The sequence below is a fragment of the Chitinophaga nivalis genome (assembly GCF_025989125.1).
In the GTDB taxonomy this organism is placed as follows: Bacteria; Bacteroidota; Bacteroidia; order Chitinophagales; family Chitinophagaceae; genus Chitinophaga; species Chitinophaga nivalis.
On the sequence record NZ_JAPDNR010000001.1, the window covers coordinates 2742642 to 2761193 of the forward strand.

At 45.4% G+C, this 18552-nt stretch carries 19 protein-coding genes and 1 tRNA gene; 14 read left to right on the plus strand and 6 right to left on the minus strand.

Annotated features, from left to right (window positions below; genetic code table 11):
• Positions 1–47: 47 nt before the first annotated feature.
• Entirely contained in the window at positions 48–881 is an 834-nt protein-coding gene (locus tag OL444_RS11210) for an alpha/beta fold hydrolase (protein WP_264733115.1), read from the minus strand.
• 110 nt (positions 882–991) lie between these two features.
• On the opposite strand from OL444_RS11210, the gene OL444_RS11215 reads away from it, so the two are divergent.
• The 8 genes from OL444_RS11215 (at position 992) to OL444_RS11250 (ending at position 6668) form a co-directional block, all read left to right on the plus strand.
• On the plus strand, positions 992–1588 hold the full coding sequence (locus OL444_RS11215; protein WP_264733114.1) for a TetR/AcrR family transcriptional regulator: 597 nt from the start codon (positions 992–994) through the stop codon (positions 1586–1588).
• Positions 1589–1769: 181 nt separating this feature from the next.
• Complete coding sequence (locus OL444_RS11220) at positions 1770–2219, plus strand: SMI1/KNR4 family protein (RefSeq protein WP_264733113.1); 450 nt, start codon at positions 1770–1772, stop codon at positions 2217–2219.
• A gap of 318 nt (positions 2220–2537) precedes the next feature.
• On the plus strand, positions 2538–3257 hold the full coding sequence (locus tag OL444_RS11225; RefSeq protein ID WP_264733112.1) for a hypothetical protein: 720 nt from the start codon (positions 2538–2540) through the stop codon (positions 3255–3257).
• 12 nt (positions 3258–3269) lie between these two features.
• Complete coding sequence (locus OL444_RS11230; protein ID WP_264733111.1) at positions 3270–3593, plus strand: hypothetical protein; 324 nt, start codon at positions 3270–3272, stop codon at positions 3591–3593.
• A gap of 536 nt (positions 3594–4129) precedes the next feature.
• Positions 4130–4684 carry an SH3 domain-containing protein gene (locus OL444_RS11235; protein WP_264733110.1) on the plus strand — a complete coding sequence of 185 codons (555 nt, stop codon included), beginning with the start codon at positions 4130–4132 and terminating at the stop codon, positions 4682–4684.
• Positions 4685–4845: 161 nt separating this feature from the next.
• A complete protein-coding gene (locus tag OL444_RS11240) occupies positions 4846–5271 on the plus strand; it encodes a MauE/DoxX family redox-associated membrane protein (RefSeq protein ID WP_264733109.1) in 426 nt (141 codons plus the stop codon).
• Positions 5268–5585, plus strand: a complete 318-nt coding sequence (locus tag OL444_RS11245; RefSeq protein WP_264733108.1) for a hypothetical protein — start codon at positions 5268–5270, stop codon at positions 5583–5585. Before OL444_RS11240 ends, OL444_RS11245 begins: the two co-directional genes overlap by 4 nt.
• A gap of 63 nt (positions 5586–5648) precedes the next feature.
• Entirely contained in the window at positions 5649–6668 is a 1020-nt protein-coding gene (locus OL444_RS11250) for a hypothetical protein (protein ID WP_264733107.1), read from the plus strand.
• 105 nt (positions 6669–6773) lie between these two features.
• Here OL444_RS11250 and OL444_RS11255 read toward each other — a convergent pair whose 3' ends face one another.
• From OL444_RS11255 to OL444_RS11265, 3 genes are all read right to left on the minus strand, one after another.
• Entirely contained in the window at positions 6774–7562 is a 789-nt protein-coding gene (locus OL444_RS11255; RefSeq protein WP_264733106.1) for a hypothetical protein, read from the minus strand.
• 214 nt (positions 7563–7776) lie between these two features.
• Positions 7777–7860 (minus strand) — tRNA-Leu (locus OL444_RS11260).
• Positions 7861–7969: 109 nt separating this feature from the next.
• Positions 7970–8782 carry a 2,3,4,5-tetrahydropyridine-2,6-dicarboxylate N-succinyltransferase gene (locus tag OL444_RS11265; RefSeq protein WP_264733105.1) on the minus strand — a complete coding sequence of 271 codons (813 nt, stop codon included), beginning with the start codon at positions 8780–8782 and terminating at the stop codon, positions 7970–7972.
• A 125-nt stretch (positions 8783–8907) separates the two neighbouring features.
• On the opposite strand from OL444_RS11265, the gene OL444_RS11270 reads away from it, so the two are divergent.
• The 5 genes from OL444_RS11270 to miaA all read left to right on the plus strand — a co-directional run bounded on the left by OL444_RS11270 (position 8908) and on the right by miaA (position 13851).
• On the plus strand, positions 8908–10041 hold the full coding sequence (locus OL444_RS11270; RefSeq protein ID WP_264733104.1) for a glycosyltransferase family 4 protein: 1134 nt from the start codon (positions 8908–8910) through the stop codon (positions 10039–10041).
• A gap of 11 nt (positions 10042–10052) precedes the next feature.
• Complete coding sequence (locus OL444_RS11275) at positions 10053–10625, plus strand: L-threonylcarbamoyladenylate synthase (RefSeq protein ID WP_264733103.1); 573 nt, start codon at positions 10053–10055, stop codon at positions 10623–10625.
• 69 nt (positions 10626–10694) lie between these two features.
• Positions 10695–12131: a CCA tRNA nucleotidyltransferase gene (locus tag OL444_RS11280; RefSeq protein WP_264733102.1), complete on the plus strand. Its 1437-nt coding sequence runs from the start codon at positions 10695–10697 to the stop codon at positions 12129–12131.
• Positions 12132–12254: 123 nt separating this feature from the next.
• Positions 12255–12830, plus strand: a complete 576-nt coding sequence (locus tag OL444_RS11285; protein ID WP_264733101.1) for an IS1096 element passenger TnpR family protein — start codon at positions 12255–12257, stop codon at positions 12828–12830.
• 121 nt (positions 12831–12951) lie between these two features.
• A complete protein-coding gene (gene miaA, locus OL444_RS11290; protein ID WP_264733100.1) occupies positions 12952–13851 on the plus strand; it encodes a tRNA (adenosine(37)-N6)-dimethylallyltransferase MiaA in 900 nt (299 codons plus the stop codon).
• A gap of 79 nt (positions 13852–13930) precedes the next feature.
• On the opposite strand, the gene OL444_RS11295 is transcribed toward miaA, so the two are convergent.
• Positions 13931–15439 carry an OmpP1/FadL family transporter gene (locus OL444_RS11295; RefSeq protein WP_264733099.1) on the minus strand — a complete coding sequence of 503 codons (1509 nt, stop codon included), beginning with the start codon at positions 15437–15439 and terminating at the stop codon, positions 13931–13933.
• A gap of 221 nt (positions 15440–15660) precedes the next feature.
• Entirely contained in the window at positions 15661–16713 is a 1053-nt protein-coding gene (locus OL444_RS11300; RefSeq protein ID WP_264733098.1) for a hypothetical protein, read from the minus strand.
• 282 nt (positions 16714–16995) lie between these two features.
• Here OL444_RS11300 and proS point away from each other — a divergent pair, with 282 nt between their 5' ends.
• The gene (gene proS / locus OL444_RS11305) at positions 16996–18471 is read left to right on the plus strand and encodes a proline--tRNA ligase (RefSeq protein WP_264733097.1); all 1476 of its coding nucleotides are present in this window, start codon (positions 16996–16998) and stop codon (positions 18469–18471) included.
• The last annotated feature ends 81 nt before the right edge of the window (positions 18472–18552 follow it).

The window sequence follows — 18552 nt, forward strand, 5'->3', positions numbered from 1 at the left end:
GCGTGCGTTTAAAGATCCGGCATCGCCGCCAGCAACATGTTGAGCCATCAGGCTAGAATGCGTAGTATTTCCTTTGCGATGGCTTCCGGTGCTTCTTTATTTTCCGGAGAAAGATGGCTTAAGCCAGGAAGTGTTTGCGATTGGCTACCAGCAATGGTATCGGCTAAAATCTGGTTGGTACGATGTACAAATTCGGGGCTCTTATCTCCGGAAAGCAATAATACTTTACTGGTAATGCCCTGGTAATGCTGATAGGTGCCACGTAATTTTTGGGTTTCCTTATGTTCGTTCAGATTTGTTTCCAGCAGGGCTGCTGTTTCCTGCCAGTGTGTGCCGCGTACCATCATACGCAGTACGAAGCTGGCAAACCATCGCGGCATTTTACTTAGTGGGGTATGTCCGGCGCCCTGTACAAAGCTGGTAAAGGCCCGTCTTGGCTGTTTGTTTTGCAAGGCTTGTTCATAAGTGGAGATCCATTTCCAGGCTGCTGGATTATCTTCCGTTGCCACGCCTGGTTCGTAAAGTACGATTCCTTTGAAGGAAGGGTAGCGGGTGGCCGTTTCCAGCGTTACCAATCCGCCGAAGCTATGGCCAAAGATATAGGTGGCTCCGGTGGCTGCCTGCACCGCTTGTACATCTTCACATTCCTGACGTATGCCATAGGAAAGCCCTTGCGCACCGCTACCACCACGTCCGCGGCGATCTATAATATACACCGTAAAAGAGGGGGATAACAGGTGGGCCAGCCGGGTATAGTCGGCTGAAGTACTGAGTGTGCCGGGTACAATAATCAGTCCCGGACCGGTGCCGCCCTGTTGAAAGCCAATAGTAGTACCGTCTGCAGACGGGGTGCTGGAATAGGTAAAGATAGTCGTGTTCATTTTTGATTGTATTTATGATTGAATTATTTTTCAATCATAAAACAAATGTGATTTTATTTTCCGGATAAAAAAAATTATTATTGAAAAAATTTTCAATAATAGATATACAGATGCCAAAGCAAAAGGAGCAATTTGAGGAAATGAGACAGCAGACCATTGCCCGGTTAAAAAAATCGGGGCTGGAGCTTTTTGCCCGGAAAGGTCTGGCTGCCACTAATATCAAGGAAATTGCTGCACATACAGGTATCAGCCTGGGATTAATGTATCATTACTATTCCTCCAAAGAGGAGCTGTACCTGCTGTTGGCAAATGAGGCAATGGACAAGTCACAGGCGTTATTTGATCAGCTGCAATCGCAGGATATTTCCGTAAAAGAGAAGATCACGCAGTTCCTGGCGGCTTTTATGTACGGGGTGCAGAAAGAAGCAGGCATTTATTATTTCATCCTGATATCGCAGTTATTCGAAACCGGTAATAAAACGGAAGACCGAAAGCTACGGACCAGAAAGCTGCAATCGATCCATAACCTGGCTACGATTGTCAGCGAAGGACAACAAACCGGTGAATGTGTGACAGGTGATCCATTTGAACTGGCGGTCACCTTTATTGCTGCCACGCAAGGATTGGCAGGTTTTAAGCTGATGTTCAAAGGTAAGTTTCAAATGCCGGATGCAGCGGTGCTGACGCGTATATTGCTGCAAGCATGACCTTATGTTTTACCATATTGACGCTTTAATTGTGTCGACGCTGTCGGCACAATCTGTTTGCGGTACCCTTAATGCTGATCAAACATGGCTATCCATATATGGATTAACTGATAATTTGTTTTATCTTTTATTGATGTTGAAAGAGACTAACTCCATCATTTAAAATCAGCCATCCCGACCAATGATGATAGCGCACATTGAACAAAAAATAGGAAAACAATTGCCGGATAGTTACAGGCATTTACTGCACCTTATAGCGGACTATGTCTATCTTTCTTGCAATGAATACAGAGACGATTTCCCGGACGATAGCGGCGTTGCCTGGTTCTTTTGGGGAGAGAAAAGATTGGCAGAATTGACTGTAATAGAAGGGGCAACGGAAAATCGAAGCGCATGGGAAATATTAAAATCATATGAAGAGATCAGGAGAGATACCGGAAAGATCACCCCAGACCCCATGTCTGCGCATGTAAATTTCCTGGTGGCCATTGCGGAAGATAATGGCGATATACTTTATTTGGATGCAGCGGATAACTTTTCGGTATGGGTGTATATGCACGACTCCGGAGCATCAAAGCGGCTGGAAGATGATTTCGATGCATGGATGGCCCATGCACGGTCGGAGGATTAGTGTAATGAGGAATGTTTCGAACCCCATCTCATTTATCTCAGGAATATAAAAGCGGATCAACGTAAGTATAAAATACGAGCAGGTAAAAACAAGACTGCAGTTAGAAGGGTAGAATATTTATCATCTGCATAAGCGGGTGATATTCAATTGTTATTTTAAATCGTAGTCGTATTGTAGACGCTCAAACTAGCAGCAGTAGACGCTTTGTAGCATAGTATGGCTTGGAAAAACACGCTGGCAGGTACAAATTTGTACCTGGCAATATTGCCCGACAAACCATTACATCTTTTCCTGAAAAGCCCCTGAAATTTTAATACCATGATAGTAATTGTACGCGTCAACAAAAATCATCTCTTCCTTAAAACAATTCGGGTGCCTGATGTCCGCTGTCCGTTGTGTAACACCCGGGGGCAAATGGAGATGAGCTTTTATCAACTCCAGCTGGAGGCTGGTTGGGTGCGCAATACAAAAAAAATAAGTGCTTCGGTCTGTTGTAAAAATTGCCACCGGGATGTACCGGTGGTGCGTTGGGATAAGGAGCTGGATACCTGCTATAAAGCTGAAAAGAAACAGATAACGGTAAAGACTTCCTTTAAAGCAGGGAAAATAGGGAAATTCCTGATCTGGCTGAATATCGTGTTCTTTGGCGCCATTTTCCTGTTGTTGGCAGGCATATTTATTTACCACCGTATCGCCCCTAAGCAAAATGCTATAAACAGGGAGGGGCAGGTACGGCAGTCCGCGCAATTGGCCACCAGTCCCCGGCCCGGAGACTTAGTACTGGTATATCTTTTCGATGGCCATAAACAGACATTATTCAAAATAACAGCCGTAGATGCTGCCAGTGATGTGATAAAGGCGATAGCTTCCGATAAAAGCATCGACGTTCCTGCTGATGCCAGTGAAGTACCCGCGACTGATGCAGATTTTAAACCAGGAAATGAAACCTCATTTTCTATGACAGACTATAGAAGCAGGAGATTTACCGCACCTGACAAACAGCGTGTAGGGAATATACAAATGATTTACAGGAAATAAACTTTGGTGAAGATGGAAACGGAAACAAACAAAAACGACGACTATTTTGCCGAAGATCACTTATATGAAGGCCGTAAAAAAGCGCCTTATTTCCGGATGATCAGTCAGGGCCTGATCGGATTATTTTTTTCCGGCGCCGGTGTTTATCAGCTGATCCGCATACAAAAATGGGAAGCAACGGGTGGTAGCATCAAAATGAACGACTTCCAGCAGTTACTGTATAAACTCGTTGGCAAATGGGGCATATTCGCTTTTTTGTTAGGGCTGGGTGCTGTATTTTTTTACAAGGCATACACCCGGTGGCGACGAATAAAAGTGCAGGAGCGTTTGTCGTAACGTCGTATGATACACAATAGCCGTTGTTGCAGGAAATATCCCCTTTTTTCTTTGTCAGGTAGATAAGTTTATACTTGTCATGCATATCGCTCATCTGCTATTCATACTTCATCGGGTAAGCCGATAACCGACAATCATTTATTTATCTACAGACCAGGAACAGGTATCGCACAAATCATACAAAACAAAAATGGCAATTTTAACAGAATCTATTGAGCCATCGGGAAACGAAATTCATCTCATCAAAACGTAGCCGTATCGCTTTGGCTGAAAGCAGCTAATCCCTGAAATGTCAATGCTATAAAAGACCGATAATTGCCGGTTTTTTATAGCATTGATATTTTATAGCAGCTGATACGGACACTTTATGTCGCTGAATTGAAAACATCCTGTCTCAACCCATATTGATGTTGATGTCCATCGCATCGCTTTAATTATAAGAATAGCTGTAAATTACGGGAAGCCGTATTTTATTTCGAAATCCGGATACTACTTTGCTGTTGTAATAACCAATAAATTACCTGCTGAATACCCCTATGAATGCTAAGATCATCTTATTAACGTTGTTCTCTTTTATGCCCGTAAGGGATAATGTAGTAAATGCATGGGAAGCATGTTGTGGTAAATGTGTCGGTTCAGGTTATTGTACCGCCTGCACCTCCTGCAATTATTGTAAACATTGCAACAGTGGTGGCAGCTGTGGCGTATGTCGTAGCAGTAGTATGAGTGGTAGCAGCAGTAACAGCAGCAGTTCCAGTAGTAGTGGTAGTAATGGTAGCAGTGAGCGGAATAGTGGGAGAGGTCTGGAGTATGGTAGTACAAACAATAGTTTTTACAGTCCCGGGAGCGCGCCAAAAAAGCGGATGAAAAAACAACAACAGGAACAATACTATGTCAATAGAAAGTACCTGCATGTCAGAACCGGCCCCGGGGAAAAATATACAATCATTGATAAGCTCAATTATGGCACCCATGTTTATCTGCAAGGAGTATACACCAACGGATGGTGTCTGATTCATTATTATGGAGCTGATTTAACCTTAAAGTCCGGATATGTGCTCCGGGCATATATTGACCATTATACTATCTGATGGCCATGCGTATAAAAGATGGTAAGCCTGAACGGACATAAAGAAGCATCAGTTTTCCGCGAAAATGCGAAATGACATCACTAAAATTAATACAATAATGTTTTAATTATTCCCCTTATTTATTATCTTCATCTCGTTGCCCGGAAATATTATGCTATGTTATGAAAACCAAGGTACTCAATCTAGCCATTGAAGCGATTATAGCGCTCTTACTTATCCTATGGATATATACTGGCCTTAGTAAAATAATACATTACGACAAGTTCAGCTTTGAAACAGCCCGTTCTCCTTTTTTGCATCAGCTGGCGCCATTCATCGCTGTAACATTGCCTGCTGGCGAGCTGATAATAGCAGCATTACTTATTTATAAACGTACCAGAGTTGTCGGACTTTATGTCTCTTTATTTTTGATGACCCTGTTTACAGGATACGTTTATATTATGCTGCATTATGCGTATGATCTTCCTTGTAGCTGTGGCGGTATTATTGAGCTGTTAACCTGGGAACAACATCTGGTCGTAAATTTTCTTATCACCTTGCTCACCGCATTTGCGATATTGTTCACAACGCTAAACCCAAACAAATGAAAAAGATGAAATTCAGTTTCGCCGCCCTGGTAGCTGTTGCTGCTATTGTACTTACTGTATCTGTAAATGCCGGTACAATTATCAAAAAAGGAGAGGATGTCTGCTACCGGGCAGTAACGGTTCCTAGCCTTCCGGTCGACCGTACGGCCACTTATGGCGGTTATCTCGTACTGGGATTTGGTAATGAAGTGAAAGCGCTTGCCAATCCAAATTCTTCGGCCAATTGTAAAGGCGACGCATACTTCTGTTGCGCGACTACCTTCCAGTCAGCAGGTAAAACCTATGTACTGGATGTATTCCTGACCGATTTGTAAGATTTCACCCCAACCTGAGCTACGGCTACGCTACCGTAGTTCAGGTTGTTCCCCTTTTATAGCATGAAACGCACCATAATACAGATTGTTTGCACGATCATATCGGCATTGATATGCCTGTTTGTACTGGTAACGGTAACGGGTATACCAAATGATAAAAAGAATGGATTTAACAGGAACTGGCTACCTATGCAAGTTCGCCTGCTACGCGCGCAACCGTTGCCCTTTGCGGCAGAGCGGTTATTTGGGACAGGTGATCGCCTGTATTTATCCGAGCCTGCACACCAGTCGGTATACCGCCTCGATGATCACCTACATATCCAGGACACGATAGCGCTGCATATCAACAGACAGTTAAAACCTCCGGTGACTTTCTTTGCGGTAGGGAATAATGTTTATATGCATGAATATAACAGCGGGCAGTTATTTTCTCCTGCCATCGGTACCGTAAAATTATCGCAGGGACCATTTTTGAAGTCTATACAATTATCAGATTCTATCGTGGTGATAAGAGGATTTAAAGAAGGATCTTTTCAACCTGTTTTTAAGCGCATCAATATCCGCAGCCAGGAGGAGTATACAGCTGATCTTCTCTCAGAAAAATCAGATGCAGGTGTATCTACAGATGGAATTTTATGTAGTAATGGAGATAGGGATCGCTTGTTTTACATTCCTTATTTTGAGAATGGTATTTATTGTATGGATAGTAAGCTGCAATTACGCTATCAGCAACGAACGATTGATACGATTTTTAACAGTGGTATTCAGGTAGCCGTGAGAGATAAAGGAGCAACCCAGAAATTATATGCTGCCGCTCCGCGTGCGAAAGTGAATAAACGGGCTTTCGCCAATAATCAACGGTTGTTTGTAGAATCTGATTTACTGGCTGACAACGAGAAAACAGATACCTTCAATTTGCATCCCGTGCTGGATACCTATCAAATTGAAAATGGCAGTTATGCCGGCAGTTTCTATCTCCCGCTGGATAAGCGGAAGGTATTGTCTTATTATGTGAATGGAATGTATTTATATGTTTTGTTGAAGGATCAGGTAGTGGCCTATGAATTAAGCTATGCAGATTAATAGGCTTACCATTAGGTTTTATTTGTTTTTTACGGATGTACAGTGAATGTCTGGCAGAACAAAATATGCATCATGCTCATAGTACTCATTATCTCGGTGAATGCCTCATATTGTTCGTTTCCAAGGTTTCAATTTTAACTTCATCCGGATTAGTTGTAATCTATTCAACCATTTGTAATGTTCCCAATTAATGTCGAACTTTTCTTTTTTTTCGGATAACCACGGTGGTATTGCAACTTTGCAATGGAACATAGGCGGCTTATGTAATTTTTCCTGGTAGTTTCCGTCAGGAAATGACTTTGCATAATAACGAAAGTCGATGATGGTCATGCTTTTTGTCGCCTTATAAATATGCAGGTTGATCTCATAAAAAAAATTGTAAAGACTTTCCAGGGTAGGTATAAGCTCGGTAAGCGTCACAGGAACTTTATTATCATTCGTCTTTTTATTCAACTTTCGTTGTTCATGAAAACTATCCTGGCTGTCTTTAATTGCTGTTACAATGAATTTGCAATTGTCTGAGATATTATTCCATGTCAACTCCCTTGCCATCTCCAGTAATTTCGGAATAGCTTCTCGAATATGCTCCTCAAGTGGCGTTGAAACTATAGCCTGGCTGATTTCCTGAGTGACAAGTTCTGTGATTTGCCCTACTTGGAAATATCCTTTGGGAAAGCGTTCTAATGCTGGTCTAAAAACATAAATATCGAACTGTGATTTTCCCTGTTCATTTGAAATCGGATACATTTCCAGGTAATGATATACGGGGATACCGTTTAACAAGGCTCCTTCCTTGATCTCAATTGCTTCCTTGAAATCAATTTGTCGGGTAACAATAAATTGTCCCCGATTGTGATGGTCAAACAATTTTATGATTTCAAATTTCCGAATCATACGGTTATAAAACTGTTAAGGATAATGATGGCTTATTGACGAGAAAGTAATATAACCTACTCGACGGGTAAGTTACACTATCAGACGGGAATAAAGAATACAGTTCGAGTTCGATTGGGTGACGGTGTTGTCGTGGTTATTGGGCTAATGGTTATTGGTTCGATTTTCCCTAAAACAAAAAAAGGTTGTAAGCCTAAACTTACAACCTCTTTTGTGCCCAGAACTGGATTCGAACCAGCACATCCTTGCGAACGCTGCGACCTGAACACAGTGCGTCTACCAATTTCGCCATCTGGGCATTTCTGCTTCCCGTAAAAGGGATTGCAAAGGTAAGCGCTTTTTTAAATTAACCAAATTTTTTTATCGGAAAACGAAAAATAACTGCTCACCTTTGCAAAAAGTATGGTTTATACCGCTACGTTAAATTCACGTAAAGTATCATTCAGACTGGTTTTCAGGTCAGTGGATGCTTTACGCTGTCCAATGATCAGGGCGCAGGAAACCTGGTATTCGCCGGCAGGGAATTTCTTGGTATAGGTACCTGGAATAACTACACTGCGGGCTGGTACGCGGCCTTTGTATTCAATCGGCTCGCTGCCGCTAACGTCAATGATTTTGGTAGACTGGGTCAACACCACATTGGCGCCCAGTACGGCTTCTTTCTCCACAATAACGCCTTCTACTACAATACAACGGGAGCCAATGAAGCAACCATCTTCGATAATCACCGGGCTGGCCTGTAATGGTTCCAGTACGCCGCCGATACCTACGCCACCGCTCAGGTGTACATGTTTACCGATCTGTGCGCAGGAACCTACTGTTGCCCAGGTGTCTACCATGGTACCTTCGTCTACGAATGCACCGATGTTAACGTAGGAAGGCATCAGGATACAACCTTTCGCGATATAGGCGCCATAGCGGGCAATGGCATGTGGTACTACCCGTACGCCCAGGTCTTTATAGTTGGATTTCAGCTTCATTTTATCATAAAACTCAAATGGAGCCAGTTCCATTGTTTCCATGGGCTGAATGGAGAAATACAGCAGGATCGCCTGTTTTACCCATTCATTCACTTTCCAGCCATTCTCTGTTGGCTCTGCAACTCTCAGATGTCCTTTGTCTACTGCTTCGATAACTGCTTTAACGGCATCTGTGTACTGGTTTTCCTGTAAAAGCGCGCGGTCGGCCCAGGCTGCCAGTATTTGTTGTTGTAAATCCATTGTTTTATTTTTTGTTTGCAAACTTAATACCCATAGAAGGGAATTACAAATTTGAAATGAATAATTACCGGTGATCCGCCCGTTGCGCTGTAATTCTTAATTCTTAATTGTAGTTTTGCTGTTATATGAAGATCGGATTTGATGCCAAACGTGCTTACCAGAACAATACGGGCTTGGGAAATTATAGCCGTACATTGATTTCTTCACTGGTAACAGGCTTCCCGGAGCACCATTATTACCTGTTTGCACCAAAACAAACGGATATGTTTACACCTGGCGACCATACCAACCTGGAGGTGGTGGGGCCGGAAAAGACCCTGCATCGCTGGTTTAAGTCCGCCTGGCGTAGCCGGTATGTGGTAAAAGACCTGCAACGCTATGGGATCGGACTGTATCATGGCCTCAGTCATGAGTTGCCTTTCGGTATCCACAAAAGCGGGATCCGGTCTGTCGTAACCATGCATGACCTGATTTTTGAACGGTATCCGGAGCAATATAATCCGATTGATGTGATTACCTATCGCCGGAAGGCCCGCTATGCCTGCCGTTATGCAGACAGGGTCGTGGCTATCAGTGAGCAGACCCGTCAGGACCTGATTACTTACTATCAGACCCCGGCAGATAAGATCGACGTTGTATACCAAAGCTGCGACCCCGCCTTTGCCGTCACCCATACACCGGAAGAGATCGCGGCATTACGTACGAAGTACGGACTGCCGGCGCAATACTTCCTGTACGTAGGTTCTATCATAGAACGTAAGAACCTGCTGGGGATTGTAACGGCTATGCATACACTGAAAGGCGATGTCAGTTTGCCGTTGGTGGTGCTGGGTAGCGGCAGTAGTTATAAGAAAAAAGTAAAAGCATACCTGGCGGCCCATGGCCTGGAACAACAGGTGATATGGCTCAATGAACAGGCGCGCCTGCCCAACAGGGAGCTGCCGTTATTGTACCAGGGAGCTGCTGCGTTATTATATCCTTCGGTATTTGAAGGGTTTGGGATCCCCATCCTGGAGGCATTGTGGAGCCGTACGCCGGTGATTACCTCTTCGGGTTCCTGTTTCGGGGAAACCGGTGGCGATGCGGCCTTGTATGTAGATCCGCTGCAGCCGGCAGCCATTGCGGCGGCCATGAAGCGGGTGGTAACAGAACCGGAGCTGGTAAAAGAAATGAAAGAAAAAGGACGCGTACATGCCGCCCTGTTCACACCGGAAAAGTGTGCAGCGGCGATGATGAAAGTGTACGAAGCCCTTAAATAATATAAAGAAGTATGGAGATTTTTGAAGAGGATATCAGGGGGGCTTTGCAGGTACTACGTACCGGTGGCCTTATTCTGTACCCTACGGATACTATCTGGGGAATTGGCTGTGATGCTACGGATGAAGCGGCCGTGAAGCGGGTATATGCGCTGAAACAGCGCAGTGAAAGTAAAAGTCTGGTAGTATTGCTGGCCGATGTACGGGATTTGCTGCATTATGTAGCCAACCCGCGCCCGGATATCGCCACCCTGATTGATGAATTTACCCGTCCTACGACGGTCATCTATGAAGGTGCACTGGGGCTGGCGCCGAATGTCATTAACGAAGATGGCAGTATTGCCATCCGGATTGTGAAAGACCCCTTTTGCCGGCATTTGATTAAAAGATGGCGGAAACCACTGGTTTCTACTTCCGCTAATCTGAGTGGTACCCCTTCTCCGGCCAGGTTCACCGATATCGCCCCTGAAATTATACAGGGCGTGGATTATGTGGTGAAACACCGGCAGGAAGAAGCCGCCGGAGCTACGGCTTCCCGTATTATCAGGATAGGAAAAGATGGTTCTGTAGCGATAATCCGGGATTAAAATCGTTTATTTATTACATTTGCGCCCTGATTTCAGCGAAGGATTAAAATTTAACAGGAATATTTTTATATGATCAGCACCAGGCCATTGGACATTCCTTGCTCTCTGCAGGAAAGAAAAGTGTTAGAGAAGATAGCGTTGGCTGCCCGGGATTTGGGCGTGCCTGCCTACCTGATAGGAGGCTTTGTGCGGGACAAGTTATTGGGAAGAAGAACAAAAGACATGGATGTGGTGTGTGTAGGCGATGGTATTGCCCTTGCACACAAGGTAGCAGAAAGTCTGGGGGATAAGATACCGGTGAATTTCTTCAAAACCTATGGTACCGCCCAGGTAAAATGGCAGGAACTGGAAATAGAGTTTGTAGGTGCCCGTAAGGAAAGCTACCGCCAGGAAAGCCGTAACCCCGAAGTGGTAGCCGGCACCCTGCAGGACGACCAGAACCGCCGCGACTTTACCATCAATGCATTGGCTATCAGCCTGCGGGAAGCAGACTACGGTACCCTGCTCGACCCTTTCGACGGGCTGGCAGATCTCGACCGGAAAGTTATCCGTACCCCGCTGGCACCTGCCCAAACGTTCAGCGATGATCCGCTGCGGATGATGCGGGCCATCCGGTTCGCCTCACAGCTGCAGTTTACCATTGAACCGGCTGCTTTTAAAGCCATTCAGGAAAATGCAGAACGTATCCGTATCATCTCCCAGGAGCGGATTTCGGATGAATTTAATAAAATCATGCTGTCCACCAAACCTTCAACCGGATTGGATCTCTTATATAAAGCAGGACTCCTGAAAATCATTTTCCCCCAGATGGTGGATATGGTGGGAGTGGAGATGTATGAGGGGAAAGGGCATAAAGATAATTTTTATCATACCTTGCAGGTCGTGGATAATATCGCGGAAAACACCCGTGATCTGTGGCTGCGCTGGGCTGCCTTATTACACGATATCGGTAAGCCCGCCACGAAAAAATTTGAACCAGGCCATGGCTGGACTTTTCACGGCCACGACGCGGTAGGCGCAAAAATGGTTACCCGTATCTTTACCCGTTTCAAACTGCCATTGCATGACAAAATGAAACTGGTGAAGAAGCTGGTGGAACTACACCTCCGGCCTATCAGCCTTACCAAGGAAAATATAACGGACTCGGCTATCCGCAGATTACTGTTTGATGCCGGCGATGATATAGATGGGCTGATGATGCTCTGTGAAGCAGATATTACCTCAAAGAATAAAGCCAAAGTTAAAAGGTACCTGGAGAATTTTGAACTGGTACGCAATAGATTGAAGGAAGTAGAGGAAAGTGACCGTATTCGTAACTGGCAGCCTCCGGTAACCGGTGAAATGATTATGGAAACATTCGCCCTGCAGCCGGGAAGAATTGTAGGAGAACTGAAAAATGCGATCAGAGAAGCCATCCTGGATGGTGAAATCCCCAATACCTATGATGCAGCGTATGCATTTTTACTGGAAAAAGCAAGTGCATTGAATCTTACCCCGGTTAAATAAAATTGGTAATTTTACAGGGTCAGGAGAATTACCGATCATTGTACTCATTACAAACAGTAACCGAACACTTATTAACCGGGTGTTCAATAATTTATCTAACTTATAACTTATAACCTTTTTGTCATGCCGGTCTTGAAATTCAGAGTATACTGGGAAGAAGATGAAAGTGTCTACAGAGACATTGTCATTAAGCCGAATCAGACGTTTTTATTATTTCATCAGGCAATTCTGCAGGCATTTGAATTCGATGCTAAACATAAAGCTACTTTTTTCCGTAGTAACGATAACTGGCAACGTGGCCGGGAAATCATCCTGGAACTGGATCAGGAGCCACGCAAGGTAGCGCCCCTGCTGATGGCCGATACTGCCATTGCAGCCGCTGTAAAGGATCCTAACCAGAAATTCATTTACCTCTACGATTTTGCTAAAAACTGGTCTTTCCTGGTAGAACTCATTGGTGTTTCCAAAGATGAAAACAGTAAAGTCACCTATCCGGTATGTGTACGTAAAGAAGGACTGGCACCTAGTCAGTATGGTACCAAAGGACTGGTAGGCGATAAGCTGGTGGAAATGGAGGAGAAATATGACCTCAATAAAGAAGGTATGGACCAGGACGGCTTCGGAGAAGAAGGGGAAGAAGATGTAATGGGGAATGAAGGCGGAGAAGAATTCGGCGGAGAAGAAGAGAACAGTTTCTAACAGCAATATTTTTTTATAGGCATTACGAATGAGGCATGAGCTGCTTTCCTAAAGATGACCCGTTTTTATCTTCCGGAAAATGCAGCATGTTTCATTCGTAATTTTTTTATTTCAGCCAGGCATGCAAAAAACGGTTATTATCATCGCGGGGCCTACGGCGTCAGGGAAAACGGCATTGGCTATACGAATAGCGCAGCTGTTTAATACCGCTGTTATTTCTGCGGATTCCCGGCAATGTTACCGGGAAATCAGCATTGGTACCGCCAAACCTACACCGGATGAACTGGCAGCAGTACCACATTATTTTATCGACTCACATAGCATCCGGGAAGAAGTCAATGCCGGCATCTACGAAAAGCTGGCCTTACAATATGCCGGCGAAATTTTCAGCCGCAACAACATAGCCGTGATGTGTGGTGGTACCGGATTATATATTAAAGCTTTTACGGAAGGTATCGACGATATGCCGGCCATCCCGCCAGGCATAAGGGAGCACCTGAATGCACAATATGTCGCAAATGGTATTACCTGGCTGCAGCAACAGCTACAGGAGCGTGATCCCGCGTTTTATGCCACGGCAGAAACGCAGAACCCGCAGCGCCTCATCCGGGCACTGGAAGTACTGGACGCTACAGGACAGTCGGTGACGGCTTTCCGTAAAGCAGCGCCGCAGCAAAGAGATTTCCGGGTCATTAAAATAGGGATTACATTACCCAAAGAATTACTGCACGAACGTATCCATCATCGGGTAGACTTAATGATGGCGGCTGGTTTGGTGGAAGAAGTGAAAGCGGTATTGCCTTACCGCCAGCACAATGCCTTACGTACAGTGGGTTATCAGGAGATTTTCGATTACCTCGATGGCCAGTTGTCGCTGGAGCAGGCAGCAGCAGATATTAAAACCCATACCCGCCAGTATGCCAAAAGGCAGCTTACCTGGTTCAGAAAGGATACGGCCTTTACCTGGTACGATCCCCGGGAGGAAGCCACGATACTGGCTGCGGTGCAGGCGGCGATATAAGCGTATTAAAAAAGTAAAGCGCAAAACGGTATATCCGTTTTGCGCTTTACTTTTTTAGGTAGATGATTAACGCGACTGATTAGAATTTCAGACCGATCGTCATCACGATATTACTTCTGTTATAATCTATCGTAGCTGCTTTAGGCGTATATCCGGCGTCTGCTACGCGGTAAGGCAGCCAGCGGTCTTTACCCTGCGCATAGCTGTAGGTCAGATCGCCGTAGATACCTTTGGTACGGAAGCCCAGACCACCGCTGTATACTTTACGGGAAGCATCGATGCCGGCATTATAACTGTCATTGCTATACGGATTGCCATAGGCGGCAAAACCGGCTCTTACCGCATAGATCGACAGGAATTTCAGCTCAGCACCCACTTTTACATTGGAAGCTGCTTTGTATAATGCACCAATGTTGGTGTTGAGATCATTTTCAAAACTCCGGTCATTGCTCATCCGGAATTTGCCGGAAGACTGATTTACATACTCGTAGTCTGCACTGATGAAGCCCTGTGGTTTCGATGGATCGCTGAGATCACCGATGAAGAAGGACGCGCCTCCCATCAGGCGGAGCGGAGCGGTGTAGTTATAATCATTTTCTACCGGATACCCGTTGGTCAAATCTTCTGAATAGGCGCTTAAGGTACTGTTGATATTTTCTGTGTTGGACGTCATGTTAGCGCTATAGCTGTCATGCATACTGTAGAATACAGGTGTATGGAAAGCGGCGCCCAGCCGGAGCCGGTCGGTTGCTTTGAATAACACCCCCAGTTTACCACCGATACCCAGTCCGGTACGTTTCAGGTATTTATTATAATCGAAGAAGGCAAATCCGTTGTTGGGTTTACCACTGGCATCATCTTCCATGAAGGTGAGCGTTTCTTTATAATTAATGCTGGGTACTACCACGCTGGCGCCGATATAGAAACGGTCGCCATAGTTGCCGGCAACGGCAAACGCAAATTCATTCAAGCCACCCTGTGTTTCCAGGATACCGCGTTGCTGTAAGGCAATCGGGCCTCCTTCCTGACGGGTAGGAGAGGCATTGCTCAGCGGCTCTATATTACCTGCGGCATTCTTGAACTGATCGATCAGGCCGGATTGATAAGCCAGACTGGCTCCCAATGGGTAACCTTTTTTATAAACGTCAGTGTTCTGACCTACCAGGTCATCTACCCAGGAGTCGGAGTAGGAGGATACATCGTTGAAACCGGCAATGGCTACTTTGTTATTGTAGTTGGCCAGGCGGTTCATACCCAGGGAAAAGGTGACGTTATTCCAGGAGCTGCTGCCGCTGTTTCTGTTGGCGGCAAAGATAACGCCGATGTTAGGCAGCTGGAAGTTGGTGCGGTTTCCTTTATTGTCCAGGATATTGTTGCCCTGATAAGTTGAATTGTTACCGGTAATGCCCACGCCGGCAGAAAACAGGAATTCTCCCGTTTTAAATACGCCGATACCTGCCGGGTTGAGATGTGCAGATGTGTAATCTCCTCCAAGGCCAACACCTCCGCCTCCCAGTGCCTGGGTTCTGGCCGTACCAAAAGGCTGAAAGTTGGAGTAAAGCAATGCATCTGAAGAGCTTTGTGCCATGGCAGTTGCGGATAAAAGCAAGCCGCCTAAAAGAGGATAAATTCTTTTAATCATAGTGCTGTATTCTTAGAAATTGAGAGCTGCTGTGTAGGTGTCTTGTCTTGTTGAGGCAAGTCAGCTGACGACTGCGGTAGTATAACGTTCAGCTGTGACAAAAACTTGTGTAATAAAAAAGATAAGCGTAGTTGTTAATGCTACGCTTATCTTTTCTGGTAATTATTTTAACGGCCTCCTCTTACAGGACGGGTGTAACCACCACCGCCACTGTTACCACCACCGCCGCCACCGGAGCTCGGAGCCGGAGTATAGCTAGGTGCTGATGGTGCAGGTCTGGAATATTCTACGCGCTGTGGTCTGGAATATCCGCCACCGCCATCGTTACCGTAATTGTTGTTAGGTCTTACTACTGGTCTTTCGCCGCTGGAAGGCTGGAATACACGACGGGGTCTGTCAAAATTACCACCGTTGTTAGGATTCACGACGCCACCGGTATTACCGCCATTAACAGGCTGGTAGGAACCTCTCACCGGACGGGTATAACCACCGCCACCATTATTGATACCACTACCGCCGTTACCACCACTGTTGGTGTAGGTTGGTCTGCGTGGATCTCTTTCGTTGCCGGATCTTACCGGACCATAGGAGTTGGAAGGACGCGGACGGCTGTAATAACCGCCACCAAAATAACCACCACCATAATGGCCGCCATAATAAGGATAACCACCATAACCATAGTAGCCACCATAATAAGGGTTGAAATGGCCGTAGTAAGGATAATAGCTGCCTATGTAAGGAGCGCCCCAGCCACCATAGCCACCGTAAAACCACGGATTATAATAACCCATTCCGCCACCGAAGCCCCAGCCCAGTCCCATACTCATTGAAGGGCCATAGAAAGAGTTGTAGCCCATACCAAAGCCATTATAGAATCCGGAACCGAAGTAGTTGTTGGTATATACGTTGGCGCCTGCATTGTAACCATCCCAGTAGCTACCAGAATAGTTGTTGCCGCTGTTACCGAAACGGTTCAGTCTGCGTTGGTAATCGCCCTGATCATCATCCTGATAAGTTACGTAGTTGCCTTCACCGTCGGCATCCTCAACATAGTTGGCATCATCTGAATTGCCATTGGATCCATTGCTGGATGCATAAGTACGCTGCTGTTGGCGAGGAGAATAATAAACGTCATCCGGCGTCTGCATAGACTTGTACGTGCTGGAGCAGGCCCCGAGTGCGAGTGATCCGGCCAATGCAATATATAATATAGGCCTCATTTGAAATATGTTTTAAGTGTGATTCGTGTAGTAAATTTACTTCTTTTAAACGGAATTGGCAGTGCGAAAGTTACTATAACAGTGGAACGGGATATTATTTTAGGATAACTGTTTGCACCTTTATGATTTTCATCTATGTTTGTAACATTTTCTTTTTAAATATCAGAACAAAAATTAAGCCAATCCAACCCCCGGCGGCCGGATAGCAGGCTTAATTTTTTCAAGGGAAGTTTAGTACAGAATTGTTGAAAAACAAATACATATAAATTAGGTATATTTTTTATGAGTAAAGAGATCACAGCCCGTTCGGAAGACTATTCAAAATGGTATAACGACCTGGTATTGAAAGGCGGCCTGGCAGACTACTCTGCCGTGCGCGGATGTATGGTGATAAAACCATATGGCTATGCCCTGTGGGAAGCCATGCGCGATGTTTTGGATCGCAAATTCAAGGAAACCGGTCACCAGAATGCGTATTTCCCGCTGTTCATCCCTAAAAGCTTCCTCAGCAAAGAAGCCGCACACGTGGAAGGGTTTGCAAAAGAGTGTGCTGTAGTGACCCATTATCGCCTGAAAAACGACCCGAATGGCGGTGGCGTAGTAGTAGACCCGGAAGCAAAACTGGAAGAAGAACTCATCGTTCGCCCTACTTCTGAAACCATCATCTGGAATACATATAAAGACTGGATACAGTCTTACCGCGACTTACCGTTGCTCATTAACCAATGGGCCAACGTAGTTCGTTGGGAAATGCGTACCCGCTTATTCCTGCGTACCGCAGAATTCCTGTGGCAGGAAGGACATACCGCACACGCTACTGCAGAAGAAGCCATTGCTGAAACTGAACAGATGCTGGACATCTACGCCGATTTCGCAGAAACCTTCATGGCTGTTCCGGTAATCCGTGGTGTAAAATCCGCCAGCGAAAGATTTGCCGGCGCCGTAGATACCTATTGCGTGGAAGCGCTGATGCAGGATGGTAAAGCTTTACAGGCAGGTACTTCCCACTTCCTGGGCCAGAACTTTGCCAAAGCTTTTGATGTACAGTTCTCCAATAAAGAGAATAAACTGGAGTACGTGTGGGCTACCTCCTGGGGTGTTTCTACCCGCCTGATCGGTGCGCTGATCATGGTGCACAGTGATGATGAAGGATTGGTACTGCCACCAAGAATTGCACCTGTACAGGTAGTTATTGTACCGATCTATAAAGGACCTGATCAGAAAGCTGCCCTCGATGAAAGAGTAAATGGAATCGTGGCAGAACTGAAAAAGGCCGGTATCAGCGTGAAATACGATAATTCCGATAATAACCGTCCAGGCTGGAAATTCGCTGAATACGAACAGAAAGGCGTACCGGTACGTATTGCCATCGGTGCGAGAGACCTGGAAAACAACGTAGCGGAAGTTGCCCGCCGCGATACAAAAGAAAAAATGAGCCTTTCCCTGGATGGTTTGCCAACACGCATCCTGGAATTACTGGAAGAAATCCAGCTCAATCTCTTTAACAGGGCCAAAACTTACCGCGACAGCCACATTACCCGCGTAGATACCTTTGAGGAATTCGAAAAGGTACTGGATGAAAAAGGTGGTTTTATAGCTGCTCACTGGGACGGTACACCGGAAACAGAAGAGCAGATTAAAGACCGTACCAAAGCGACCATACGCTGCATACCGCTCAATAATCCGCAGGAAGCAGGTACTTGTATCCTTACCGGTAAACCGTCTAAGGAAAGAGTGTTGTTTGCAAGGGCTTATTAATTAAATAACGCAATGACCGGTTAGGCATTTTGTATAACGGGAAGATCTTACGGGAAATCTTCACCTTTTTATCCGTTCGTT